The 26881-nt window shown below is 54.6% G+C and carries 15 protein-coding genes; 13 read left to right on the forward strand and 2 right to left on the reverse strand.

Going from position 1 to position 26881, the window contains the following annotated elements:
• The first annotated feature begins 17 nt into the window (after positions 1-17).
• The 12 genes from ACFOLF_RS29275 (at position 18) to ACFOLF_RS29330 (ending at position 21790) form a co-directional block, all read left to right on the forward strand.
• Complete coding sequence (locus tag ACFOLF_RS29275; protein WP_210037497.1) at positions 18-995, forward strand: substrate-binding domain-containing protein; 978 nt, start codon at positions 18-20, stop codon at positions 993-995.
• 106 nt (positions 996-1101) lie between these two features.
• Entirely contained in the window at positions 1102-3330 is a 2229-nt protein-coding gene (locus ACFOLF_RS29280; RefSeq protein WP_210037498.1) for a glycoside hydrolase family 20 zincin-like fold domain-containing protein, read from the forward strand.
• Complete coding sequence (locus ACFOLF_RS29285; protein WP_210037499.1) at positions 3327-4472, forward strand: M20 family metallopeptidase; 1146 nt, start codon at positions 3327-3329, stop codon at positions 4470-4472. Before ACFOLF_RS29280 ends, ACFOLF_RS29285 begins: the two co-directional genes overlap by 4 nt.
• A 69-nt stretch (positions 4473-4541) precedes the next feature.
• The gene (locus ACFOLF_RS29290; RefSeq protein WP_210037500.1) at positions 4542-4931 is read left to right on the forward strand and encodes a RidA family protein; all 390 of its coding nucleotides are present in this window, start codon (positions 4542-4544) and stop codon (positions 4929-4931) included.
• Between the two features lie 25 nt (positions 4932-4956).
• Positions 4957-5697 carry an MBL fold metallo-hydrolase gene (locus tag ACFOLF_RS29295; RefSeq protein ID WP_210037501.1) on the forward strand — a complete coding sequence of 247 codons (741 nt, stop codon included), beginning with the start codon at positions 4957-4959 and terminating at the stop codon, positions 5695-5697.
• A gap of 113 nt (positions 5698-5810) precedes the next feature.
• The gene (locus ACFOLF_RS29300) at positions 5811-6932 is read left to right on the forward strand and encodes an aminotransferase class V-fold PLP-dependent enzyme (protein ID WP_210037502.1); all 1122 of its coding nucleotides are present in this window, start codon (positions 5811-5813) and stop codon (positions 6930-6932) included.
• Positions 6933-6996: 64 nt separating this feature from the next.
• Positions 6997-8031 (forward strand): zinc-dependent alcohol dehydrogenase, encoded by a 1035-nt coding sequence (locus ACFOLF_RS29305; RefSeq protein ID WP_210037503.1) that lies wholly within the window; start codon positions 6997-6999, stop codon positions 8029-8031.
• Positions 8028-9023, forward strand: a complete 996-nt coding sequence (locus ACFOLF_RS29310; RefSeq protein WP_210037504.1) for a Gfo/Idh/MocA family protein — start codon at positions 8028-8030, stop codon at positions 9021-9023. Before ACFOLF_RS29305 ends, ACFOLF_RS29310 begins: the two co-directional genes overlap by 4 nt.
• 54 nt (positions 9024-9077) lie before the next feature.
• Positions 9078-9968 carry a fumarylacetoacetate hydrolase family protein gene (locus ACFOLF_RS29315; RefSeq protein WP_379112785.1) on the forward strand — a complete coding sequence of 297 codons (891 nt, stop codon included), beginning with the start codon at positions 9078-9080 and terminating at the stop codon, positions 9966-9968.
• An 18-nt stretch (positions 9969-9986) separates the two neighbouring features.
• Complete coding sequence (locus ACFOLF_RS29320; RefSeq protein ID WP_210037505.1) at positions 9987-11804, forward strand: methyl-accepting chemotaxis protein; 1818 nt, start codon at positions 9987-9989, stop codon at positions 11802-11804.
• Between the two features lie 111 nt (positions 11805-11915).
• On the forward strand, positions 11916-12404 hold the full coding sequence (locus tag ACFOLF_RS29325) for a methylglyoxal synthase (RefSeq protein WP_210037506.1): 489 nt from the start codon (positions 11916-11918) through the stop codon (positions 12402-12404).
• A 458-nt stretch (positions 12405-12862) separates the two neighbouring features.
• Positions 12863-21790 carry a discoidin domain-containing protein gene (locus ACFOLF_RS29330; RefSeq protein ID WP_210037507.1) on the forward strand — a complete coding sequence of 2976 codons (8928 nt, stop codon included), beginning with the start codon at positions 12863-12865 and terminating at the stop codon, positions 21788-21790.
• A gap of 87 nt (positions 21791-21877) precedes the next feature.
• On the opposite strand, the gene ACFOLF_RS29335 is transcribed toward ACFOLF_RS29330, so the two are convergent.
• Together ACFOLF_RS29335 and ACFOLF_RS29340 are read right to left on the reverse strand one after the other, a co-directional pair.
• A complete protein-coding gene (locus ACFOLF_RS29335; protein ID WP_210037508.1) occupies positions 21878-23491 on the reverse strand; it encodes a response regulator in 1614 nt (537 codons plus the stop codon).
• Positions 23492-25198, reverse strand: coding sequence for a cache domain-containing sensor histidine kinase (locus tag ACFOLF_RS29340; protein ID WP_379112782.1), 1707 nt, complete (start codon positions 25196-25198; stop codon positions 23492-23494).
• Between the two features lie 248 nt (positions 25199-25446).
• Between ACFOLF_RS29340 and ACFOLF_RS29345 the strand changes: the two genes are divergently transcribed.
• Complete coding sequence (locus tag ACFOLF_RS29345; RefSeq protein ID WP_210037509.1) at positions 25447-26823, forward strand: extracellular solute-binding protein; 1377 nt, start codon at positions 25447-25449, stop codon at positions 26821-26823.
• The last annotated feature ends 58 nt before the right edge of the window (positions 26824-26881 follow it).

Genomic DNA, 26881 nt, shown 5'->3' on the forward strand with positions numbered 1-26881 from the left:
ATGGAGGAGAGCAAGACATGAAGAGAAAGCGCGCATGGAAGTGGTTGGTGACCGGGGTTCTTACAGCAGTTGTACTGACAGGATGCAGCAGCGGGGGCAATGACAAGACGGAAGCAGAGAAAGGAAATGCTGGAGCGGGCGGGGATTCAAGCTACAAAATCGGTGTCGCCGCACAGGGCTTGTCTCATGAATTTATCAAATCCCTTGTTGAATCGATGCAGGAAAAAGCGGATGAGCTGAAGGTCGAGCTGGTGGTCATGGACAGCCAGGACAAGATCGAAGAGCAGCTCAATCAGGTCGATACTCTGGTATCGCAAAAGGTAGATGCGGTTATTCTGAACGCTGTCGATCTTGTAGGGTCGAGCCCGGCCGTTGATAAAGTCAAGGATGCCGGCATTCCACTGGTCGAGGTGATTACATTCACCGAGAACGAGAGCTACGATGTGTTCGTAGGAACCGACCCGAAGCAGTCCGGCGTCATGATGGGCGAAATATTGGCGGACAAGCTAGGCGGCAAAGGAAACGTCGCGCTCCTCCAGGGACAGATCGGACACTCCGCAGAAATCACCCGCGGTGCGGGATTGAAAGAAGCGCTGTTTGACAAATACCCGGATGTGAAGCTGCTGTCTGAGCAAACCGCTAACTGGAATCGCGATGAAGCCATGAGCATTACCGAGGACTGGCTGCAGCGTTTCCCGGAAATCAACGCGATTGCCGCCCAGAATGACGAGATGGCGATGGGAGCCCTGCAGGCGGTGGAAGCAAGCGGTCGCAAGGATATTATCGTCGTCGGTATCGACGGCATTGCCGATGCGCTCAAAGCGGTACAGGAAGAACGTCTGACTGCAACGGTCCTCGACAACGTGACGGAGGAAGGCAAACGGTCCGTTGAAGTGGCGGTCGGCCTGATCAAGGGTGAGAAGTTCGAGAAGAAAGAACTGGTCGACTATGTGCCGATCAAAAAAGACAACGTCGACGAGTATCTGGGCCAATAATATTCTTTGCAACCGGGCAATGGGCCGCTGGAGCTGCTCTTTCGGCGCCGGCGGTTCCTGCCCTCTGCCTGGATTGACGCTTGTTTAATGAAGGAGGTATTCATGTATGCCCGCTGCTTTGGAGCCGTTTGAATACGCTATGCTGCCTGCTCCGAAACAGGCGACAGGGTCGGAGGACCGTTTCGCCTTTGACAAGAGCCGCATCACGCTTTATCTGGATGATGACGCTGCTGCGGACACCAAAGACGTTGTGCTCAGCGAGCTTGATAAGGCGGGATTTCGCCATGTCGTCCTGACCGGGAGGGATGCGGATGCGGATCTCACCCTGCTGCTGGGCCGGGAGGTTCCCGGGGATATGCGGCAGCTGATCCGGGAGCAGCCGTTTCCCGAGCAATCCTATGCATTGACGATTGACGCAAGCGGCGCCGTTATTCATGCCATCCATTGGCGAGGCGCATTATACGGGCTGGCGACATGGATGGAGCTTTTGCAGGCTTCCACTGATGGATGGCTGCCCGGGGTCCGCATCATCGACGGACCCGATTCGGAGAAAAGAATCATTTCGCCCACCCTTGCCTGGTATGCGGGCTTTGCGCGCGCAGGCTTCGGGACGCAGCTGTGGGAAGGCGACCGCTGGGAAAGCTTCGTTGACTGGTGCTACCGGCACAAAATCAATGCGCTGAATATCGTCATGTACGGCTTCTGGCCGTTCGAATTTCCGGAGTATCCGGAAACCGTATTAAGGGATCTGAACATGAAGACCTGGTCCAGGGAAATTAACGGGTGGATCGACGTTTCCTTCACGCATCCCAATTTGCGCAGGCCTTTCCTGGAGGGGCTGATCCAATACGCCAATGCCCGGGGCATCGACGTATACGCCTATATCGGATTAAATTCCTACAGCGGCGGCTACCCCGTCGTATATCCGCAAAGCAGGGGCAAGCTGTCTCAGGAGCTGATGGATAAAGGCCATGTCAACAATTACGATTCCCTCTGCACTTCAAGAGAGGATGTCCGCCGATATTTGACCGCAAGCGTGAAGCAGATCGAGGCGATAGGCTTTAACGGACTCGTGTTTGAGGAAAGCGAAGAGGTGCAGTGGTTCTGCCAATGCACCGAATGCCAGGCCCGTTACGGGCATCTTGCGCCGAATGACGCAAAGCATACCGTTTCTCTGGAGCTGCTGCAGGCGTATATGGAAGTGCTCCGTCCCGAGACGCTGATCGGCCTCCGCTGGCTGCGCGAACCTCCGGTAATCAAGGACAGGGAGACACTCCTGGACTGGAAGCGCAGACTGCCGGAAAGAGTCAAGCTGTTCTGGGCGCCCGGACTTGAGGATGACGACGGGGAGTTTCTCAAATGGGTTGAGGTCTTCGGCCCGCAGCGCATCTGGTCGCGCAACTGCGAGGGGAGCGGATTTGCCGCAAGCCTGGGAAGAATTCCGTACATCATACCCGACACGTTCCCGGATCAGCTGAAAAACTATGCCTTCCAGCATTTGTGGAATGATATTTCACAGTTCCAGGGCTCTGTCAACACAGGCTGCGCCGGTATTAACGGCTATGGTTTTGAATGGTACGGTCATGAGCTGTTCTTTATGGCCGCAGCCCAATATGGCTGGAATGCCTGGGCTTTTGACCACGACGGTTTCCTTGCCCATGCGGCCCGCCACCTGTTTGGCAAAACCAACGGAGCGCGTTATGAAAAGCTCATCCGCAAGCTTCCCTGCATCCATGAAACGCAAATCTGCCCCACACTGCCTTCATTCCCGTTCATGCCTGACAAGTATATCGGCGAAGAGGGTTGGCAGTATCTGGACGCCTGTTCGGCTGCCGTCGAAGAAGCGCTGGCCTATTTGGGCGCTATTCTCGGCTCTGACGGATTAACGCAAATCCAGCGGGAATGCGCGGAAGCCACGACGGTTATGGCCCGCAGGATGAAGGAAATTATCGCAGCCGGCATTTATTTCAACCGGTTTTTGCAGGAGCGGGACACAGGCAGCGGGAACTTGCGGCTGCTGGACGGGCTGGCATCCCGGGCACTGAAGCATGCCGAAGAGGATTACAGGCTGATCAAGGAGCATTACTTCGACTCGAAGGAGCATGACTGGACAGGGGTTGCCATTGGCGAATACTATATCCCGCAGGTCATTAATGAATATAAGAAAGTATTCGCTGCCGTACTTGGCGATGCCTATAAGCCGGATGAAAGCATGCCGCATATGGTCGGCGGGGAAAGTCTTCCCTGGGAATGGCTGCTGGAATGGGGGCCAAAAATCGCAAGCGCGAAGCCGATGGCCGCGATCAGGAACCGGGAAGGAGCATCTCGTCCATGAAGCACGCTGCGCTTGAACTGCTGGAAAAGCTTATCGCCATCCAAAGCGTCAATCTCCATTATGGGGAAGGGGCGCAGGGGGAAATGGAAATATCCCGTTTTATTGAAGCGTATTGTCTAAAGGCCGGACTGAAGGTCAGCCGGCAGCCGGTCATGGAAGGCCGCGATAATCTGATCATTGAGCTCCGCACCGGGCATCCCGGGTCCGTCCTGCTGTTTGAGGCGCATATGGATACCGTCTCTCTGGGCAGTATGGAAAATCCGCTTGAAGCGGTATACAGGAAGGGCCGCCTCTACGGCAGGGGCGCATGCGATACGAAAGGCGCTCTAGCCGCCATGCTGGTGACGATGGAGACCTGTGCGGCTGCGCCTGAGCTGCTCTCCTCCGATCTGGTCTTATGCGCTTCGGTTGATGAGGAGCATGCTTTCCGCGGACTGCTGAAGTTTCTGGAGCTGGATATGCCGGTATCCGCAGCGGTTGTGGGAGAGCCTACGGAGCTGAAGATCGTGGTCGCCCACAAAGGCTGCGTGCGCTTTGCCGTACATACGCATGGCAAAGCGGCGCACAGCTCCGTGCCGCATGAGGGGGAGAACGCCATCGTAGCCATGGCGGAGATTATCCGCTATCTGGCAGATATCGTGACGCCGGAACTTGCTTCCATCACTGACGGCTTATGCGGCCCCGCGACCTTGTCGGTAGGGACCATCAGCGGAGGCGATCAGATTAATATTGTGCCGGAGCGCTGCACGATCCAGGTGGATCGCCGGATTATCCCCGGCGAGGATCCCATAGCGGTGATGTTGGAGCTTGAAGAAGGGCTGGAGCAGTTTTGCAGGGCAAAAGGGCTGCGTCATTCCGTAGAGCCGCTGCTGCTGGATTATGCTCTGGACACGCCGCATGATTCCCCTATAGTGAAGGCTGCCCGCGATACTGCAGAGCGGATCGGTCTGCAGAGCGGCATCTTCGGGGAAACCTACGGCAGCGATGCCAGCAAGCTGCAGGGAATCAAAGGCATCCCGTCCCTTGTATACGGTCCGGGCTCCATTGCCCAGGCGCATTCCAGGGAGGAATGGGTGCCGGTGCAGGCGGTCGAGGAAGCGGCCACATTCTATGTGGAGCTGGCGCGGGCTTTCCGTGCCTAGCATGCCGCTGGAGCAGCAGTTCCGGACTTGTCCGCTAAACAGGATAGACGAGAGCAGGAGGATGGAACGATGAAGAAGGAAATAATCTATACGAACAAAGCCCCGGATCCGGCAGGCAGTTACTCGCAGGCGGTCAAATACGGCAATATGCTGTATGTGGCCGGCACCTGTCCGTTCGAATTGGGCTCCAAACAGGTGAAATACCCGGGAGATATGGCCAGACAAACGGAGCTGGTTCTGGAGTATATGAGCCATATTCTGGAGAGCGCGGGATCTTCGCTTGACCGGGTGCTCAAGGTGACCTCGTTCATCGACGATCTCGACCGTTTCAGTGAATACGACAAAGCCTATTCCCGTTTTTTTCAATCGGAACCGCCTGTCCGCAGCACGATCGAGATCGGTAAATTTCCGCCGGGAATGTGCGTGGAAATCGAGTGCATAGCCTATATAGAGGAATAGAAAGCCCGTCAGGAGTGAAATGCCCATGAAGCTAAGTGACCGCGTTTACCTGGTTGGCAGCGGCAAGTACGGGATGGAAATGAGCGATCCCATGGATTGCAATGTCTATCTGCTGGATGGGGGTTCGGAATGCGCGCTGATAGATGCGGGCGGAGGGATCGATCCGGAGCGGATCGCTGCCAATATTCAGAGCTGCGGGTTCTCCATGGACCAGGTGCGTTATTGTTTTCTGACTCATGTTCACGGCGATCATGCCGCGGGCGCTTATTACTTCCACAACCGTTACGGCGTGCAAATTGGCGCTTCGGAGGAAGCGGCTGTCTGGCTGGCAGCCGGCGATATGGACAAGACGAGCATGAATCATGCCAAGCGGGGCGGGGTTTATGATCGGGATTTTCAATTTCCCGCCTGTCCGGTTGCAAGAAGGCTCAAAGAGGGAGAACCTGTCCGGATCGGGGATATCACCCTGCAGGTGATCGACAGTCCCGGTCACGCCAGAGGTCACGTGAGTTTCCTGTGGGAAGCGGGCCTTGACCGGCGCAGCCTGTTTGCGGGGGATACGGTATTTGCCGGCGGCAAGGTCGTCATCCAATATGTGTGGGACTGCCGGATCGATGAGTATGCCGCGACCCTTGAGAAGCTGCATCAGCTGCGGGTTGACCGTCTTTTTCCCGGACATGGTCCGTTTCTGCTGGGCAATGCGTTTACCCATATCGAAAAAGCGCATGGATGCTTCAGCAGATTGGAAGTACCTCCGAATTTATAAGTCTACCGGAAAAATCGGAGCAGGCGTCTTAAGGGGCGGTGTGACCCGCCCTGTAGGCGAAGGGTATAGTAATGCGAGGGCACTCCCCGGCAGCGTGCGAAAGGACGGTTATTATGAAAGCTCTTATAGATAAATCGAATTTTATCGGACTGGATCAATGCACCTGGTTGTTCTGCGGGGCTGAGTCTCCGGTACACCGCGGAGCATTGGAAGCCGTTCATGACTATATGAATGCCCGCACCGGCGGCCCCCGGGGACGGGAACGGAATGCGGAAACGGAGTGGAAATGCAAAACCAATCTGGCCGCCCTGATTGGCGGAAATGCCCGGGATATCGCGCTGATGTCCAATGCGTCCGAGGCGATCTCGATGGTGGCGCAGGCGGCCGTGCTGCAGCCGGGCGACAATGTGATCATCAATAAACTGGAATTCCCTTCCGGCATACTCCCATGGCTGGCCTTGAAGCAGCAGGGGGTGGAAGTGCGGGTTGTCGAGCACACGGACTGGGGCGTGGATGCGCAGGACATTCTTCGTTTGGTCGATGACAGAACCCGGCTTGTCATGACCAGTCATGTCAGTTACTTGTCAGGCGCGCGCATCGATTATGCGAAGCTGTATGAAGAGCTGCAGCATACGAACGCGCTGCTGCTGCTGGATGTGACGCAGTCGCTTGGCGTGGTGCCGGTCGACTTAAGCAAAACCGATATCCTCGTGAGCAGCTCTTACAAATGGCTGCTTTCCACGCATGGGCTTGGGGTGCTTGCCTTCAATCCGGGACGGTTTCAGGCGCTGACGCCTAAATATATCGGCTGGAGAAGCGTCGTCGAAGGTCTGGAGGAAGAACGTTTTGCATCTTTTGCCGTTCATTCCGACGCAAGAAGGTTTGAGCTGGGTTATCCCAGCTATCCGACGGTTTACGTTCTCGAATATACGACAAGGCTGCTGCTGGAGACGGGCATCGGGAAGATCGAGAGTCATGTCCTGAAGCTTGGCGGAATGCTGATCAGGCAGCTTGAGGATCTGGGATTGCAGGTCATGACTCCGGCAGAACCTTCCCGCCGGGCCGGCAATATCAGTTTTGCTTTTCAGGATGCCGCCGGGGCGGCGGCCAGGCTACTTGAGCATGAGGTGTATGTAATGGGCGGGGACAATCGCGTGCGCTCATCCCTTCATGCCTACAATGATGCGGATGACGTGAAGATGCTGATTGACCGGCTGCCGGCTGCCCTCAAGTAAAGAGAAGCCGTCCTGGGTTTAACCGTTATTTTCAACTGAACGAACGATTAAGGGGGAACCATTCATGCAAGCATTGGTATGGACAGCTGCCGAAACCATGGAATACAACGTGATTGACAAGCCTGTTCCGCTTCATCATGAGGTGCTGATCCATGTGGAGGCCGTCGGCATCTGCGGATCGGAAATTGAAGGCTATCTGGGCCATAACAGTCTGAGGGTGCCGCCGCTTGTCATGGGACATGAATTTTGCGGTCGGATCGAAGCGGCAGGGCAGGACGTAAGCGGGCTGTTGAAGGGACAGAAGGTTGTGGTCAATCCGCTGCTGCACTGCGGCGTATGCGGCTCATGCCGTAAAGGCCATACGCAGCTGTGCATAGCCCGTCAAATTATCGGCATCCACCGGCAGGGAGCTTTCGGGGAATGGGTCGTTGTGCCCGCATCCAGCGTCGTTCCGGTCGCCGAGGAAACCGATCCTGTCCGCGCTTCGCTGGCGGAGCCGCTGGCCTGCTCCCTTCGCGCGACCCGCAGAGCTATGCAGCGGCATGCTTTTGCCAATGTGGTGATTTTCGGAGCGGGCGGCATCGGGATTCTGTGCGCAAAGTCCGCCAGGCTGCTCGGAGCGGAGCGGATTATCGTTCTGGATACACATGATGAACGGCTGCAGATGGCCGCCGGGGTCGCGGCGGATTATACCTTTAATCCGCTTCAATGCGATATCAAGGCGGAGATTGCGGCGATAACCGGAGACAAAGGCGTTGATGTCGTCATCGATGCGGCCGGCTTTCAGCCGACGCGGACGGCTGCCATAGCGATCGTCAATCCCGGCGGAACCGTCATGAATATCGGTCTTGGAATTGACGATACCGTCATTCCGGTCAATGTTCAGATCCGCAGCGAAATTGAACTGTTGGGCTCTTTCTGCTATACGCAGCAGGATTTCCTCGATGCGGTGGGGCTGCTCGAGGGCGGTCGTGTAACCGAAGAAGGCTGGACGGAAGTACGGCCGCTCTCCGCCGGAAACGAAGCCTTCCAGGACCTGATCAACGGCCGGGTCAAATCAGGGAAAATATGTCTGACGCTGGATGGTGAACGGGCATGAGAACGTTGAAAGTCGGGATTATCGGCCTTGGCAGCTGGGGATTGAACCATTTGGAGGCTTACCGTCAGCTGCCGTTCGTAGAAGTTGTCGCCGTGTGCGATGCCAACCCCGAGCGTCTGCGCGTCGCGCTGCAGGATTATGGCGTCGAAAATATATACGACGAAGCAGAGTCGCTGCTGGGTCGCGATGACATCGAGCTGGTCAGTATCGTGACCTTTGAGCGCGGACATTTGAAGCCGACGATTCAGGCCCTTCAGGCTGGCAAGCATGTCATTGTGGAGAAGCCCATTACGACTGATCCGGAAGAGGCCAGGCAGATGCTTGCCGCAGCGCAGACCTATCAGCGTTATGCGGTGCCGGGACATCTGCTGCGGTTTGAGCCGAAATATGCCGAGATCAAGCAGATCCTGGACTCCGGGCAGATCGGCAAACCGGTCAGCATTTTCATGAAACGCTCGCGGGAGAACGGTTTGTTCGCCACCTATCAGCGTACGCATACCGTGTATGAGCTGATGATTCACGATATCGACCAGGCCATATGGTACGCAGCCGGAAGGGTGAAGAAGGTTTATGCGGCAGGCCGCTCGGTATCCGGCACGCAAACCCCGGAAATTCTATGGGCCCAGCTTCAGTTTGATAATGGGGCGATTGCGGTTCTACACAGCAACTGGATGACGCCGGATGCGGCCGGCATTGCCATTAATGATTATACGGAAGTGATAACGGAGAATGGGGTCATTCATTTCGACACCTCTTTGGCAGGTGTTCAGGTGTGGACGGGAACGGGAAGAACAACGACGGACGTGTCGATCCATCACAAGCAGAACGGCAGGATAATCGGTGCCCTGGTTGAGCAGCTGGGCTATGTGAGTCAATGTATTCTACAGCAGCGAAATCCCGACTTCATATCATTCGAAGATGCCATTCACGGCGTCGAGGTCGCGGATGCCATTGTCAAATCGGCACAGTCCGGGCAGGAAATCACCTTGTAATCCCGAGCCCAATTGGAGCAGCTTGGCGGGAGCGACAGGAAAGGAAGAATAACATTGAAACTGGTTCAATTTACTGAACGCTCGGAAACAAACGGTCCGCTCTATCTGGGCGTGTGGGAGGAGAATAATCTCGTCAGTCTTCTGTCCGCAGGGACGCTGAAGGCGTTTATCGAACAGGTCGCGGGCGGCGTCGACTGCCGGGAGTTGTGCCGGACTTTGCGGGAAACCTCCGACAAAACCTACGATCCGGCTGCTATCAGGCTCGAAGCGCCGCTGCATAACCCGGGAAAAATGATATTTATCGGTTTGAATTATTTTGACCATGCGGCCGAGTCCAATATGGCGGTTCCGAAGGTGCCGGTTCTTTTCCCTAAATATGCAAACTCGATTGCCGGTCCGGAAGACGAAGTTGTCATCCCTCCGGAGGTTGCGCAGTGCGATTATGAGGTGGAGCTTGCCGTCATCATCGGCAAACCTGCCAAACGGGTCTCTCCTGAGGAGGCACTGGAGTATGTATTCGGGTACACCATTGTGAACGATGTCAGCGCCAGGGATATTCAGCTGTCGGAAGGACAGTGGACCAGAGGCAAAGCCATCGATACCTTTGCACCCATGGGACCCTGTATAGTGACCAAAGACGCTGTTGCCGATCCGTGTGCGCTCGAGCTCTCCTTGACATTGAACGGACAGACGATGCAAACCGGCAATACGCGGGATCTGATATTCAATATTCCTTATCTGATCTCTTTCCTTTCCCAAACCATTACGCTTGCACCCGGGGACATCATCAGCACAGGCACGCCGCCGGGAGTCGGAATGGGCAAAAACCCGCCGGTCTGGCTGAAGGATGGAGATATTACGGAAGCCTATGTGCAGGGGATCGGTTCGCTGCGCAGCCGCTACGTCCAAAGCCGCGTTCCCATTCAACCGGTTTCGCAAAATTAAAGCAGGGGGCTGGGGGATATGGGGAAATTTCGTCTGAGAGTCAGTTATAAGATTACGAGCGGTTATATTATTTTGCTCCTGTTTCTGGGTGTGACACTGTTTATTGTCTCCGGAGCGATCCAATCCCTTCAGGGCGAGCTGAGCTCGATCGTCAGCCGGGACTTGAAGATTCACGAATTGACCCATACGCTTGATAAATACGCCTCCAGTCTGGAAACCGATGTGTATCGTCACAGCGTTACGGGAAAACGGGAAGATATGGATCGATATGAAAGCGACAGGGAGAAGTGGAGGCAGGACTATGGTACGCTCAAAACCTTGTTTGCGGGCAATTCCGATCAAACAAGCCGGTTGGTCGGCGTATCCGATGCCATGGAGCGGTGGTTTGCCATTTCGGACAAAGCTGCCGCGTCGATCTCGTTTCAGCGGTCTGCCGATGCCGCGATTCAGTATTTCCAGGATAATGCCGGCGACAAGGCCATGACGGGCATGAAGGAGCAGCTTTCCCGGCTGCGTCAGTCCGAGAAATATGTGACGGAGAAACGAATCGGCCAGATCATTGCAAACAATGACCGTCTTCAGTCGCTGCTCCAGGCGATGGCGATTGCTTTGTCTGTACTGACTATCGTATTCTCCTGGCTTATATCCAGAAACATTACAGGCAATCTGAAGCGGGTCACTGCGGCGATCGGCGAGATCGCAAAGTCCGGCGGAGATTTGACCAGAAGGATCAGGGTCAAAGCGACGGATGAAACCCGGGAGCTCGGCGATGTCACGAATAGGCTGCTTGCGTCCATGCAGGTGATGATGCGCCACATTCAAACCCAGGCTTCCCGGCTGTCCCTGGTTTCCGAGCGTATCGGCACGGGTTCGGCCGGATCGATCAGCGTGAATGATCAGGTCAGAGATGCCGTCCAGAAGGTGGCTGCGGGAGCGGAGAAGCAGGTTTCCCGGACTGAAGAAATCTCAGCCACTATGCAGGAGAACATGGGGGGGCTGAGGCTGGCTGCCAGGGGTACGGAAGAGGCGGCGGAGCTGGCCAGAACCACACAGGCGGCTGCGGACAGCGGGAGCCGGAATCTGGACAGGACGCAGGAGGAAGTGGCGAAGATCGAGCGCGCTTTTACGGTGATTCAGCACAGTGTTTCCCAGCTCTCGGCACAATCGGCGCAAATTCTGGACATTGTCGTGTATATGAGCGAAATCTCCACGAAGACCAATGTGCTGTCGCTCAATGCGACCATTGAAGCGGCGCGGGCCGGGGAGCACGGAAGAGGGTTTGCCGTTGTTGCAGCCGAAATCCGCAAGCTGGCCCAGCAGGCGGCGCAATCGACAAGCGGAATCGAATCCACGCTTTACCGGATGAATGAGGATGTGAAGACCATTGTCGAGCTGATCGACAGCAGCTCCAGGACGGTATATAACGGGATTTCCGCGATCAGGGAAACGGAAGACAATGTCAGATCCGTTGTCGATCATGTCCAGGAGCTTTCCGTGCAGGTGATCGAAGCCGCTTCATCGATCGGCCAGATTGCCGCGGGCAGCAGGGAAGTGGCAGAATCGGCGGAAGAAATCAGCAGAGTGACCGAAGAAACCTCCGCTTTCACGGAGCAGATGACAGCCATGGTGCTGGAGCAAACGTCGGTGCTGCAGGAATTTGCGCAAACATCCCTTCAGCTGAAGCGGGTGTCGGATTCATTGATGGAGACGGTTGGCCACTTTAAAGTGGATGACGACTCACAACAGGATGGGACAAGCTCATCGGAATCCGGAGATGGCCTGGATGGGAATACCCTTAGCCCTGCAGTGTCCAATTCACAATGGCATATAAAATGACATAATATTGAACGAAAATGATTGATGTAAACAAAATAATTGATTTCCCCTTCATTTAATGTTACATTAATGTCATTAAATATAACGTATAAATGGAGAGGGAGAAGAAACATGAATGTCGCTTTCGTTGCTCACGACCGGAAGAAAGAAGAGCTGGTAAACTTTGTCGTCGCGTATGAGCTGCTTTTTCAAGAGCATACGTTGTTTGCTACAGGAACGACAGGCACGCTTATTATGGAGAGCACGAAATTGGATATCATGAAATTTAAGTCCGGTCCACTTGGCGGGGACCAGCAGCTTGGCGCGATGGTAGCCCAGAACGAAATGGATTTGCTGGTGTTCTTCCGCGATCCGCTCGCGTCCCAGCCGCACGAAGCGGACATCAACGCCCTTTTGCGGCTTTGTGACGTTTATGGGATTCCGGTTGCTACAAACATGGCGACGGCTGAGCTGCTGATCCATGCGCTGAAGCGCGGAGATTTCCAATGGCGAGATATTGTTCATCAAAACCGGCCTGTTTATATGACAGAAAGGAAAGCCAAGCCTGCCGACCTTCAGATGAGCGATTATTATCTAACCTCCAAAGCGACTGGTTTATAATTTTTCTTCCCTCTGAATCCTGTAAGATCGATAACCGATCTTGCGGGATTTTTTTAACCATATAGAATGTATAAGGTTCACATTTATCCATTTCTATAAGGTCTGAGGGAATGCGGCGGCCAGGATCAGTTAGCTGCTTCTTAAGATGAAGACATTGGTAAAGTTCGGGGGACGAAGCCATCTCTGCCGCCAAAGGACGGGGAGCTGAATTCGCTAAAGGCTGGAAGTGAACAAAATAGCGGATAAATTTATAGATTAGTCCCCTTACGATAAATAGTCATAATGACTACAATTAGTTTTGGAAGCGTTTAAGATTTCAACGGTGGCGGGGAAAAATTCCGGGAAGGCGGTGATTTTATACTGAATTATTCTGATTCCATCAATACCGCGCAGCAAACAAAGCAGGAGAATACCGGGCTTTCATATTTTACAGATTAATATTCGAAAGGAGCAAAACGATGTCGCTTCAATGGGGAAAAGCAGCAAGCATCGGCAGAAAAATGCTTTACGCGGTCTTATGTGCCTTTATGTTCACCACGGCGGCGCTGCCTTCGATAGCAGCAGAGCCGTCTGCCGGGGAAGGCCGGTTGATTCACGTTGCAAAAAATGGAAGCGATTCCAATTCCGGCACGGAAGCCGAGCCGTACTTAACGATTAACCATGCGGCGCAAGAAGCGCAGCCCGGGGACACCGTGGTCGTTCATGCCGGATTATACCGCGAAACGGTTAAGCCGGCGCGGGGCGGCACCGACGAGTCCCATCGCATTACGTATACCAATGCAGGCGATGGTGAAGTTGCCATCAAGGGTTCCGAAGAGATTAACAGCTGGACGCCCTACAGCGGAGACGTATGGCGCGTAACGCTGCCGGACAGCTACTTCGGAAATTACAACCCTTACGCGGCACGTCAGCCTCAAGGAGGCGAAGGCGGTTTCTTCGCGGGCTACACCGCTGGAGATGTCTATCTGGATGAGCAGGCTTATTATGAGAAAGGCGCGTTAAGCAGCGTATTATCCTCAGGGGACACCTGGTATACGGAAGTCTCCGGCGGCAGCACAATCATTTACGCGAATTTCGACGGAGCCGACCCGAACGAGAAGCTTGCGGAGATCAATGTGCGCAAGCAAATCTTTGCTCCGGACGCGTGGGGACTTGGCTATATTACCGTTGACGGATTCACTGTTAAACACGCGGCCAATACCTATTCCGATTTTCCCAGCGTGCCGTCCAGGGGACAAGCGGGTGCAATCAGCGTCAATGGCGGCCTGAAGTGGATTATTCAGAACAATATCGTCATCAATGCCCGAACCATCGGCATCGATATCGGCCTTGGCAACGACGAGTGGGCAGGCAACAGGCAGGGAAATACGCGGACAGATTATCACGATACCGATAAGTACGGCTCCCATATCGTCCGCAACAACTATATTGCGAAGTCGGGCCAATCCGGCATCGCCGGCGTATTCTCGTGGAATTCTGATATTATGTACAACATGATCGAGGATACGAACTATCGCGGGGAGTTCAGCGGGGCGGAGACAGCTCCGATTAAAGTGCATTACATGAACGAAGGGCTGATCAAGGGCAATTATATCAAAAACTCCAAGGGCGGCAATTCAGCCGGTATCTGGACGGACTGGGGCAACCAGAATGTCCGTATAACCGGCAATATCGTGATGAATTCCCCGTGGGGATACTATGCGGAGGCCGTACAAGGCCCCATTCTGGTGGACAACAACGTATTTATCGGCAACAGCGACATTCGCATGCTGGATGCTACCGGTGTTGTGTTCGCCAACAATTTGTTTATCGACAACGGTAACATCAATGTGGATGGCGGCGGCAGGGACAACTACTATTTCGAGCCGGGCACGATGAACGAGACCAGCTCCGTCAATTCCACCCAGAAGTTCTTCTGGTACAACAATCTGGTACAGGGCTCTGTGCTGCCGTCGAATGCAGCCAATAAAACGCATGTTAAAGAGGGCAACTTTACCAATGTCATCTCCAGCGTTGCATACACAGCGACCAATGAAGACATGAGTCTCAGCTTTGATCTCGATGTCTCCGGCATCAGCGGCCTGAGTCCGGTGACGCAGGAAAGAGTCGGCTTGATCCCCAAGGCGAACGAAAGCATCGCCGCCGACGTCGATACCGATTTCTATGGCAGCGCCGTACAATCCGGCAGCGTTATGGCCGGGCCTTTTGCAGATGCGCATAATGGCGCAAACACGTATGTGTTATGGCCTCCTCAGGGCCAGACGGTTCCGAAGCCTCCGGCGCCGCCTGCCAATGTGCCGGTCAATCTGGCTCTTAACCCGGACGCTGCTGTCACCGCGTCCTATGAGGATGGCACGTTGACCGCCGCCAAGGCGATCGACGGCAACGGTTCGACGCGCTGGTCCACCGACCACAGCAACGACAACAATGCCTGGATTGCTGTGGACCTCGGAGACATTTATAACGTCTCAAAGGTCGTGCTGTCGTGGGAAGCGGCTTCCGCACGCGAATATAAAGTCCAGATCTCCGATGATGGAGAGCACTGGTCGGATGCGTATTATACCGCGACCGGAGCGGGCGGCAACGAGACTGTTGCCATACGGAAAAATACGCGTTACGTCCGCATGCAGGGCATTGCGCCGAAAACGGCGTATGGATATTCTCTGTATGAATTCGAGATTTACGGAACGCCCGTTGAACCGGATGTGCCGGTCAATGTGGCGCTGAATAAAGCACCGTCCGCCTATACGGCATCATCACAGTCGAATGACGGAAGCGGTGAAGTCAACAGCCAGCCGGATAAGGACCGATCGGCCTTCCGCGCATTCGACGGCAATGCCGGCACGCGATGGGGCTCAAACGGCGGGGATGACAACTGGCTTCAGGTCGATCTGGGCCAAACGGATATCATCGACAAGATCGTTCTCATGTGGGAAGGCGCCTATGCATCCCAATATAAAATCCAGGTCTCGGACGACGGCAGCTCCTGGACGGATGTTCATACGCACAACGATGCTTCGCCCATAGGCGATCATACGGACGAAATTGCGCTGGATCAGCCTGCGGAGGGACGCTATGTCCGCATGCAGGGCGTCAAGGCTGCGACGCAATGGGGGCTTTCATTGTACGAATTCGAGGTTTACGGCAAGGTGAAGCCCGCCGATACCGCGCCCGAGTGGCCGCCGACAGCTTCGCTTGCAGCGATGGAAATCACGGATGCAGCGGCAAATGTTCAGTGGCCTGCCGCAGTTGATAACCAGGCTGTAACAGGCTATAAGGTATACCTGGGCCAAACGCTTGTCACTTCATTGGACGCCAATACCCGCGATTACAAGATCACAGGGCTTGCGGCAGGGAAAACGTATACCGTCAAGGTTGTGGCGATCGATGAGAGCGGCAATGAGAGCGGGGCGCTGGCAAAGACGTTTACGACCTCCGGCAATTCCGCGACGAAGGCGCTCTCCACTACGTATCCGCGCAATTACGGCGATTGGGAAGACGGCTTGCTCGCCGGCAACGGCAAACAGGGCATTATCGTGTTCGGCAGTCCGCGTGAAGACACGGTCGTCTTTGACGATAGGGATTTCTTCATGGCCCGAACGGAAAACCGTCCGAGCAGAACCTTTAATACTGTCAGCGAAGAGAATATTCAGCAAATTCGGGATCTGCTGGTCGCGGGCAGCTATCAGCAAGCGAATCAGCTGGCAGCCGATGTGCAGGGTTATCAAGGCGGCGGCGAGGGCAGCAAGCATCCGGGCTATAAGATGACCATTACCATGCCGGATAGCGGAGAGATTTCGAACTATGTCCGCTCCACCGACTATTCCACAGGCGTTGTGGGCGTCAACTGGTCGGATGACAAGGGCGACTGGGAGCGCGACTCCTTCGTGTCCAGAACAGATGGCGTGACAGTTCAGTATTTGCCCGCACCGACCGGTCAGAAGCTGGACGTCAAGCTCGCGCTGAGCATTGATCCGGGCATGAACCTGCTTAATAAGGGCGTTACGGTGGACGACAATTCCAGCGTGGATTTCCTCAATCTGAGAGCGAAATATCCGAACGGCAGCTATAACGCCGGTTACGAGGGCGTAACGCGAATCGTTACGGACGGGACCAAGGTCATGGACGGCGATGCCGTATCCGTCTCGGGCGCAACCTATGTGCTGCTGCTTTCCCTTACCGAGCGATACGACGGTACTTATGAAGGCGGAGTACCTGCCGAGCAGGAGTGGAATCGGGAGCTTCTGCAGGATAGACTGTCAGGCATTGCCGGCGACTATCAAACGCTGCTGAACCGCCATGTCAGCGAGCACAGTAAAATTTTCGACCGCGTCTCCATTGACTTCGGGGCAAGCGCGGAAGACCGCTCCAAGTCCAGCGAAGAACTTCTCGCCATGCAGAAAGCGTCCGCAACTCCTGTTCCGGCCTTGTATGAGAGAATGTTCTATTCCGGCCGCTATCACCTGCTCGGTTCGAGCAATGACACGGCCGCACCCGATCTGCTGGGCAACTGGACGGGCGACAGCAATGTCGGCTGGGATGGCTATTACCATCTCGACGCCAACCTTAATCTGCAGATTTCCGGCGGCAACATCGGCAACATGCCGGAAGCGATGGCAGGATATTTCTATCTGAATAAGCAATGGCAGGATGATTTCCGCACGAACGCCCGGAAGCTGCTCGGCACAAGAGGGATGCTCACGGGCGGCAATACGCCAAACGGCGAGGGATTGATCTCCAACATCAACTTTGACTATCCGTATCAATATGTGACCGGCGGAGAATCCTGGCTGCTCTACCCGTTCTGGGAGCATTACGAGGTTACAGGGGATAAGGACTTTCTTGCCAATCAATATTATCCGCTCATCCGGGATATGGGGGACTTCTACGAAGATTTCCTTGTCGAGAAGGACAGCAGCGGAAAGTATATTTTTGCAGGATCCATCTCTCCCGAGAACAGACCTGCGGGCGGGGTGCCGCTGTCAGTCAACTCCGTCTATGATATTTCCGGCGCGCGGTTCGCTCTGGAAACATTGATTGAGACAAGCGCTATACTGGGTAAAGACCAGGACAAGATTCCCGTCTGGCAGGAGCTGCTCGATAATCTGCCTCCATATCTGGTCAACAACGATGGAGCGCTTGCCGAGTGGGCATGGCCTGACCTGATGAATAAAAACAACTATCAGCACCGCCATTCCAGCGGCATGATGCCTGTCTGGCCTTATCGCGAGATCACTCCGGAAAAGAATCAGGAGCTTTACGACGCGGCCCGGATCTCGCTGCAGAAGAAAGACGGCGGCAATTATGAAAATGCCGGGCATGGGCTGCTGCACAGCGCTCTTATCGCCGCAGACCTGAACAACGCGGATTCCGTCAATGCAAAGCTGATGCGGTTTGCCAAGGATGACTATTATTACACCAGCCTTGCCACTTCGCATTACAATAATCACGGCACCTTTGCAACGGACGTAGTCAATTCCGTTCCTACGATAATGATGGAAATGCTGGCAACCTCCGATGCGGGAACGCTGGAGCTGCTGCCCGCACTGCCCAAATCCTTAAAAACAGGCTCTATTTCCGGCATGCTCGGAAAAAGCCGGTTTACGATCGACAACCTGAGTTGGGATATGGATCATCGAACGGTAGAGGCTCGGCTAACCTCCGGTATCGACCAGGACTTGACGCTGATCCAGCGTGCAGGTATTGAAGAAATCAGCAGCGATGATGTCGAAATCCAAAGTTCCCCGCTCGGGAACATCGCTCGCATTCTGCCGCTTAAGGCAAACGAAACGGTTACGGTCAAACTGACGCTTAAGGATGCGGCCAAGGTCAATCTTGCCTTGGGTAAAACCGCAAGCGCCTCCTCGCAGTCGAATGACCAGCAGACCGCCGATCAGGCTTTTGACGGCAATTCTGCCACGCGCTGGGGCGCAGATGAAAGCGCGGACAACTGGCTTCAGGTGGATTTGGGCGATATCTATGCCCTTACCGAAGTAGACTTGCAGTGGGAAGCTTCCTTCGCGAAGGCCTACAAGCTGCAGGCATCCATGGACGGCGTGAATTGGAAAGATGTATATACGCAAACGGGTTCACAAGGCGGTATGGAGAAAATTCCAGTGGATGCGCTTGGCCGCTACGTCCGGATGCAGGGTATGGAAAAGTCCGGGCAGTGGGGCTACTCTCTGTATGAAATGGAGGTTTACGGGCAGGAAGCACCGAACATTGCCCTTGGAAAGCCAGCGGAAGCTTCATCCGAGTCTAATGCGCAGCAGACGGCGGCGGCCGCTTTTGACGGTGAAATGACCACCCGCTGGGGCGCAAGTGAACCAGCCGACAACTGGCTTCAGGTGGATTTGGAGGCCATCTACAACGTCAACAGGGTTGTTATTGAATGGGAGGATTCTTATGCCAAAGGGTATAAGCTGCAAATTTCTCCCGATGGCCGGATATGGACGGATGTATTCACAGAAGCAAACAGCAATGGCGGCACAGATATGATTGACCTGGATGCAAGCACCCGGTATATCCGGATGCAGGGTACGGAAAAATCCGGTCAATGGGGCTATTCGATTTACGAAATGAAGGTCAATGGAACGCTCATTGATAACCAGGCTGCGGTTAACCAGGTCATGGAGGAATTGAATGCACTGCCGGCAGCGGCAGAGGTAAGTCTCGGCGACCGTCAGGAAATCGAGTCAGCCAGAGCGGCTTATAATGCGCTTAGTGACGAACAGAAAGTACTGGTAGCTGAAGAAAGCCTGGCGAAGCTGCTTGCTGCCGAGCAGCGGCTTGGTGAATTGACTGAAGCAGGGGGGACGGCGGCGAGCGTCGCGGATGCGGTCACAGCCGTAGCGGCGCCGGTCAAGGATGCAACGATGCTTACGCTTCCGGCTGTACCGGAAGGATTCAGCATCGCGATCAAAAGCTCGGATAAGCCGGACGTGATTGGAGTGAACGGGCAAATTACGCCTCAGGCAGCGGACACGGAAGTAACGCTGGTGCTGACCGTAACAAGAACGTCAGACGGCAGTATGGCCGATACGGCCGAGCTGAAAGTAACGGTGCCGGCGAAGAGTACAATCGAGCCGACAGCGTCTGAGGTTGCAGCGGGGATTACCGCACTGACGCCGCCGTTGAAGGACGTGACGCTGCTTACGCTTCCGGCCGTACCGGCAGGATTCAGTGTCGCGATCAAGGACTCGGATAAGCCGGACGTGATTGGACTGAGCGGACAAGTTACGCCGCAGGCCGTGGATACGGAAGTGACGCTGGTGCTGACCGTGACGAGAACATCGGACGGCAGCCCGGCCGATACAACCGGACTGAAAGTAACGGTGCCGGCGAAGAGTGTGGAGGAGCCGACAGCGGCAGGCGTTGCGGAAACGATCACTACCCTTGCAGCACCGGTAAAAGATGCTGCGCAGCTTCTGTTCCCGGTTGTGCCGGAAGGATTCAGCCTCTCGATCAAAAGCTCGGATAAGCTGGACGTGATCGGACTAAGCGGACAAATTACACCGCAGGCCGCGGATACGGAAGTGACGTTGGTGCTGACCGTAACGAGATTGTCGGACGGCAGCATGGCCGATACAGCCGGGCTGAAAGTAACCGTGCCGGCGAAGAGTGTGGTGGAGCCGACAGCAGCAAGTATTGCGGGAACGCTCACCGCCCTTGCAGCACCGGCCAAGGATGCAACGACGCTTACGCTTCCGACTGTACCGGAAGGATTCAGTGTCGCGATCAAGGACTCGGATAAGCCGGACGTGATCGGATTAAGCGGACAAATCACACCGCAGGCAGCAGATACGGAAGTGATGCTGGTGCTGACCGTAACGAGAACGTCGGATGGCAGTACGGCAGATATGTCCGGGCTGAAGGTAACCGTTCCGGCAATGACGGCAGCTGAACCGACAGCAGCAAATATTGCGGGAGCAATCACAATCCTTGCAGCACCGGAAGTAGATGCAACGCTGCTGACCCTTCCGGTTGTGCCGGAAGGATACAGCCTCTCGATCAAGAGCGTGGATAACCCGGGCGTGATCGGACTGGGCGGGCAAATTGCGCCGCCATCAGCGGATACGGAAGTGACGCTGGTGTTGACCGTGACGAAAACATCGGATGGAAGCACGGCAGATACGGCCGGGCTGAAGGTAATCGTGCCGGCCAAAACCCAGCCTGTTCCAGATAATAATGGCGGGAGTAGTGGCGGCAATAACGGTGGGAATAACGGCAATAACAGCGGCACTACGCTGGATAGTGATGGTGGCGGGACTGGGCAGGAGCCGTCCATGACGCATACAGTGACAACCGGGGATCTGGCTGATCTGGCGGCGGACGGTACCCTGATCGTTCCGGTCTCCGGGGACATCAGGCAGGTTGTGCTGCCGCCGCAGGCGGCGGAGCTTCCTGCCGACGGCCGAATCGTAGTCCGCTCGGAGGCATACGCTCTTGAATTGCCGGCGGGAACCTTACGGCAGCTTATGGAGAGAGCGGAAGCGATGAATCTTGCGGACGGCAAGTTGTCAGTGGATATCGATCTGCTGCCGGAAGCTAATGCGCAGCCGCTGCTGGGCAGTCTTCCCGGTAAGACGAAAGCGACACTTGCCAGTGCGGTGTATGATTTCAGTCTGTCTTACGCAGCAAATGACGGGAAAACAGCGGCGATTGCGCAGCTTGCCGAGCCGATTGTGATCCGCTTGAAGGCGGATCCGGGCATCAATCCGAAGCTGGCGGGTATTTACCGTCTGCGTGACAACGGCGAGCCGGAATATATCGGCGGAGCCTATGAGAACGGCGAATGGGTGTCTCAAGTAAGCGAATTCGGCAAATATGCGGTCATTGAGACGGTATGGCAATTTAGAGATGTCCCGTCCGGTTACTGGGCGGAGAACGTCATTCAAGAGCTGGCCGCGAAGCAAATCGTGAACGGAACAGACGAAGCGTCGTTCGAGCCGGGCCGCGCAGTGTCGCGCGCCGAATTCACAGCGCTGCTGGTGCGTGCGCTGAAGCTGACTGAAACCGGAGACGCGGCCTTTGCGGATGTGAAGCCGGAAGACTGGTATGCGGAAGCGGTCTTGATCGCGGCGAAAGCGGGAATCGCGACGGGGAAAGGCGAAGGCGTATTCGATCCGAACGCGCAAATTACGCGTGAAGAAATGGTGACGATGCTGATGAGAGCGTATATCGCGGCGAACGGCGTCGGCAATGACGGCGCAAGCGGCGCAGTGTTTGGCGATGAAGGGGAAATATCCTCCTGGGCGTCGGAATACGTTCGGAATGCTGCAGCGCTCCAATTGATTCAAGACCGTTCGGCCGGCCTATTCGATCCGCAGGGCATTGCCACGCGTGCGGAGTCGGCGCAAATCATTTACAATTTATTGAATTCCTAATAGACGAAAAGCGGCTGAACAGGAGATCTTCCTGCTCAGCCGCTTTTCTGTCCTTTTAGCGTACATATGTTTCACTAGGGGCTGTTTTCATTGCCTCTGCCTCAGCTCTTTAAATGCGCGGGGGGAATAGCCGGTATGCTTTTTAAATATATTCGAGAAATATTTGTAATCGTTGAATCCCACTTTCTCCGCCACGGAGTAGGTTTTGGCGTCAACCGCCCCCAGCAGGGCTTTGGCCTTCTCCACTCTGAAGCGGTTGAGCCATTCGGTAAACGCGACGCCCATTTCTTCCTTGAACACACGGCTCAAATAATTGGGTGTCACATGCACAACCCCGGCCACTTCGCGGAGACTCATTTCCCGGTTATAATTTTCCTGCATATAGTGCAGCGCAATCTTGACCAGGCTTTTGAATCTCAGCGATTTATTGGCGCGGACAAGCTCTGTAATCCGCCCCAGCAGCGAGCCAATCCATTGGCGCAAATCCTCTAGCGTATCAAATTTCTCCGCTTCCTTATAAGGACTGTAGCGGGAGCCGAAGTCGTTCTGGACGTCTACCCCTATATCCTCGACGCTGCTGAGCGCAATAACAATCAATCGGCCGCATATATTCCGAATGCTCTCGATGCTTGCTCCGCCGGTGACAAAACCGGCAAAAAAACCGTCGACAGCACGGCTTAAATCCTCTTTGTTCAGCGTTTGCAGGCAATGGATGACGGTTTTTTCTTCCTCTGACGGATAAAGCACGGGTCTCGGCGGGTCCGCCGACGCATTTTCCTTGAATCGGATCACGCTGCCTTTTCCCGCATAGGTTTTTTCCCTCAACGCGGATACGGCTTCCCTGTAGGAGGCTGGCAGGTCCAGGATGCTAAGGCGGGCGGCGCCGATGCCGATGGAAACCGAGAGCTTCAAATAATGGTTGACACAATGCCGGATTTCCCCGCACAACCCGGATACGCCCGCCTCTGTCAGCTTCCTGGCGCCCACCAGCCCGATAAGATGCTCAAATTCGCTGTGGCAGACCAGACCGGATGCCCGGGACGCAATCAGCTCTTCGGCAATGTTCATGACAGCGAACTTCAGCAGCTGCTTCTCGGCAGCCGACCGGTTCTCGGTCATGATGGCCAAATCGTCAATATCAATTGTGATGACAGCATATTCCGGCTCCGACAGATTCAGCTTCAGCAGGCGGCTTTTCTCGTGAACGGCATCGAAGTCGGCATATTCGCCCTTCAGCATTTTGTTGATGAAATCGGATTTGATCGCAGGGTAATTCTCATTAAAAATCAGATCGCGCTGCAGCCGCTTGCGTTTTCCGTCCTCTTCCTGCCGGATTTCTCCGCTGAGCCGGCCCATCAGAGCAATCAGCTCCTCCGCGCCTGCAGGCTTGAGCAAATATTCATTGACACCCATGCTAAGCGCCTTCTTGGCATAGGCGAAATCCTCATAACCGCTCAGAATAACAACACGGGCTTGAGGGAGCCGCGTTCTTAAATGGCCGGATAGCTCCAGCCCATCCATCACGGGCATACGGATATCCGTAAGGACAATATCAGGCTGCAGCGCCAGCGCCTTATCCAGCGCCTCCGCACCGTTGGCGGCTTCACCCGCGATTTCGATGCCGCAGCTTTCCCATTCGATGGAAGTGCGAATCCCTCTTCGAATAATCGGTTCATCGTCCACAAGCAGCAGCTTAATCATCTAACGTTCCTCCTCTATATAGGGCTGGCTGACAATAACGGCCATTCCCTGGCCCGGCGCCGAGCGGAAGCTGATTCCATAGGACGGTCCAAAGTAAAGACGGATCCGGTCATTGACATTTTTGATGCCAAGGCCCCGATTGTTCTCTTCAACCTTACCGAGCAGGGCGTTCAATTCCGCTTCGTCCGCGCCCGCCCCGTCGTCTGTAATCCGGTAGATCAACCGGTTCTCCTCCTTGTAAATGTCCACCTCGATGCTTCCACGGCAGCCTTTCCTTTCAATGCCATGGTGAATGGCGTTTTCCACCAACGGCTGGAGCACAATTTTGACCGCTTTGCAGTTCAGCGTATCCTCGGCAGCGCGAAGCTGGAAATGAATCAGATCCTCAAACCGCTTTTCCTGGATGGCCATATAATACTTCAAATGCTCAATCTCCTTGCCGACCGTCGTAAATTCGTTGCCGCTGTTCAGGCTTAGCCGGAACAGCTTGGATAGAGCCTGAACCAGATGCGAGCTTTCATGAGCTTTCTCCATCCGGCACATCCAATAGATCGTGTCCAATGTATTGTAGAGAAAATGCGGGTTGATCTGCGCCTGCAGCGCCTCAAGCTCGGCTTCCTTCCGCTTGATTTGCACCGCGTAGACCTCATTGATCAATTCATTCAGCCGCTTGGACATCCGGTTGAAGCTGGTCCCGATCAAGGCGATTTCATCATTGCCCCGCACATGAATGTTGATATTGAAATTTTCTTTTTCCAGTGCTTTCATCGCCTTGCTGATCCGATTCAAAGGACTGAGCACTCTGAAGGAAAACAGGACGATCATGAGCAGGCATAGGGCAAAGCTTCCCGAAACGGCATAAAGCGTAATATTCCGGATTATTTTCGTATCCCTGGACAGCTCGTTCATCGGCATCAGATTGACCAGCTTCCAGCCCGGGCGCGACAAATTGTAATAGGTCTGAATGAATTGTCTGCCGTCCAGCGTTGTTTTGAAGTAACCGTTTTCATCTTGATGCAGCCGCGGGTCGTTCAGCTTGTCTTCCAGCGTCAGGCCAAGCTTGGCTTTGTCCAATGAAGAAATGACGGTATTCTTCTCATCGATAATAAAGAAATCGACGCTGCCGCCGAGCAGCTTGTCCCGATAGACGGCGGAGAACTGTTCTTCCGCTACATTGATTTTAATAATGGCCAGATTGGAGGACAGATCGTCGATATCCTTCAGCACCTTGATAAAGGAGATGACCGGCAGCTCCGAACCGTCGTATTGGATAATTTCATCCGCAATCCACATGCCCTCGCCGCGAAGTCCGAACAGGCGGCTTTGAAGCTCGCCGTCAAGCTTATTGGTGTTGCTGGCGGTGTCAAATACGAGGCCGTTCATCCCCTGGACATAGATGGAATGAATGTCCGGCTTGAAGACGACAAAGCTGTTGACGGCGTTTTGCGTAGCCAGCAGATCGTTTCGCGATTGCCGGACCTCTTGCGAGGGCAGCTTGAGATAATGAATAAACGCTCTGTTCTGCGCCAGATAGATAGAGGACTGGCTCATATCATTCAGGATGAAATTAAGATTTTCGGCAATCTGCTGAACGGTCTTGAAATTGGACAGGCCGACCTTTTCCTCGATGACCGAAGTCGACTTGACATAAGAAAAGCCGCCTACCAGGAGCAGGGGGATGATCGCGATCAACAGCGAAAAGATCATAAATTTGTACTGCAGACTGAAAAATCTTCTCTTGAATATACGGAACACCCCTTGAAATTATGCGCTTTCAGCCTATCATAGCGCTATCATTCGGGCTTTGTAAAGAAAGCTTCCGCTAGAAAGGAAGAGCAGCGGAATTCAGAATATATTTCGGACATTATTGTAGAATAGTCGCCTGTGTTTCTCCCCGGGAGCCGTCTACAATAAGTGTGGGATTCATAAATAAAGGGGAAAAACAGGAGGAGAACATGAATACAAAAATGTGGAAATTACTCAAATTGCCGCTCGTTGTCGCTTTGGGAACAACATTGCTTGCGGGCTGCGGAAATGCTAATCAGCCGTCGTCCTCATCGAATGCGGAGAACGGAGCGCCTTCGCCGGAGACAACCGCGAAGACCCCGACCGAAGAGACGGTGGAGATTTCTTTCATGAATCTGTGGGCCAAGGACAATACGGAAAATGTGGCTACGTCCGTGAGAGAAGCCCTGGCCAAATTCCAGGAAGAGAATCCGGGTATCGTCATTAAAGAGGAAGCGATCGGAGATCAGAATGCGTATTACACCAAATTGAAAACGCTGGCAGCATCCAATGATCTCCCGGATATCTTCATCAGCAAAGGCTCGGAGCTTGCCATGTTTGCCGCCAACGGCGCTGCCGCTCCTCTCGATGAAATTCTTGAAGCGGACGCCGGCTGGAAGGATGGATTTCTGCCTTCATCCTTCAACGACTTGAGCAGCGGGGGACAAACCTACGGTATTCCGTTCTCGATGCTGGCAACTTCGGTTGTTTATTACAACAAACAGATTTTGGCGGATGCGGGATACGATACGTTCCCCGCTACCTGGAACGAATTTGTGGACGCAATCGGAAAAATCAAAGCGAAGGGCATTGTGCCGATTGCTTTGGGCAACAAGGAGCAGTGGGTGGCCGAATCCTGCATATTGAGCGCATTGGGAGACCGGTTCACAGGACCGGAATGGTTTGCAAGCATTAATGAAAAAACCGGGGCCAAATTTACCGACGGGGCGTTTGTTCAGAGTCTTACCGCGTTCCAGAGCCTGGCTCAGATGGGCGCATTCAATTCGGACTTGAACAGTATTAACAATGATCAGCAGAAAACGATTTATTTCAACGGAAAAGCCGCGATGTTCATAGAAGGCAGCTGGGCAATCGGAGCTGTCGCGTCGGCGCCGCCGGAAATCGCGAGCAATACGGACGTGGCCGTTCTGCCGGCTGTGGACGGAGGCCAAGGCAATCCGCTTGCGACATCGGGCGGCGCCGGCTCCGGCTTTGCAGTGGGAGTGAAAGGATACGACGCCAAGAAAGAAGCGATCGCCAAAGTGCTGAAAGCGATCAGCGGCGCCGAATTTGCTGCAAGTCTCGCCGAGAAAGGCGAGCCTGCCGCGTTTAAAGTCGCCGATTACGACAAAAGCAATGTAAGCCCGCTCGCTGTCAAATACGCAGAGCTGTCGTCCAAGCTGCAGTTTACGCCGATCTATGATTCTTATCTGAGCCCAGCGCTCGTCAGCACGATGAACGCCGGCTTGCAGGATCTGCTGATCGACGCCGTGTCGCCGGAAGAGCTGGCCAAACGGATTCAGGCCGAGTATGAGAAAACAAGCTAGAGCAGCTGGCGGATATTCCGATTTCGCACGGGGATGGTGGCATTCCCCCGTGCTGCAG

Source organism: Paenibacillus sepulcri, assembly GCF_042647105.1.
Classification (GTDB): Bacteria; Bacillota; Bacilli; order Paenibacillales; family Paenibacillaceae; genus Paenibacillus_Z; species Paenibacillus_Z sepulcri.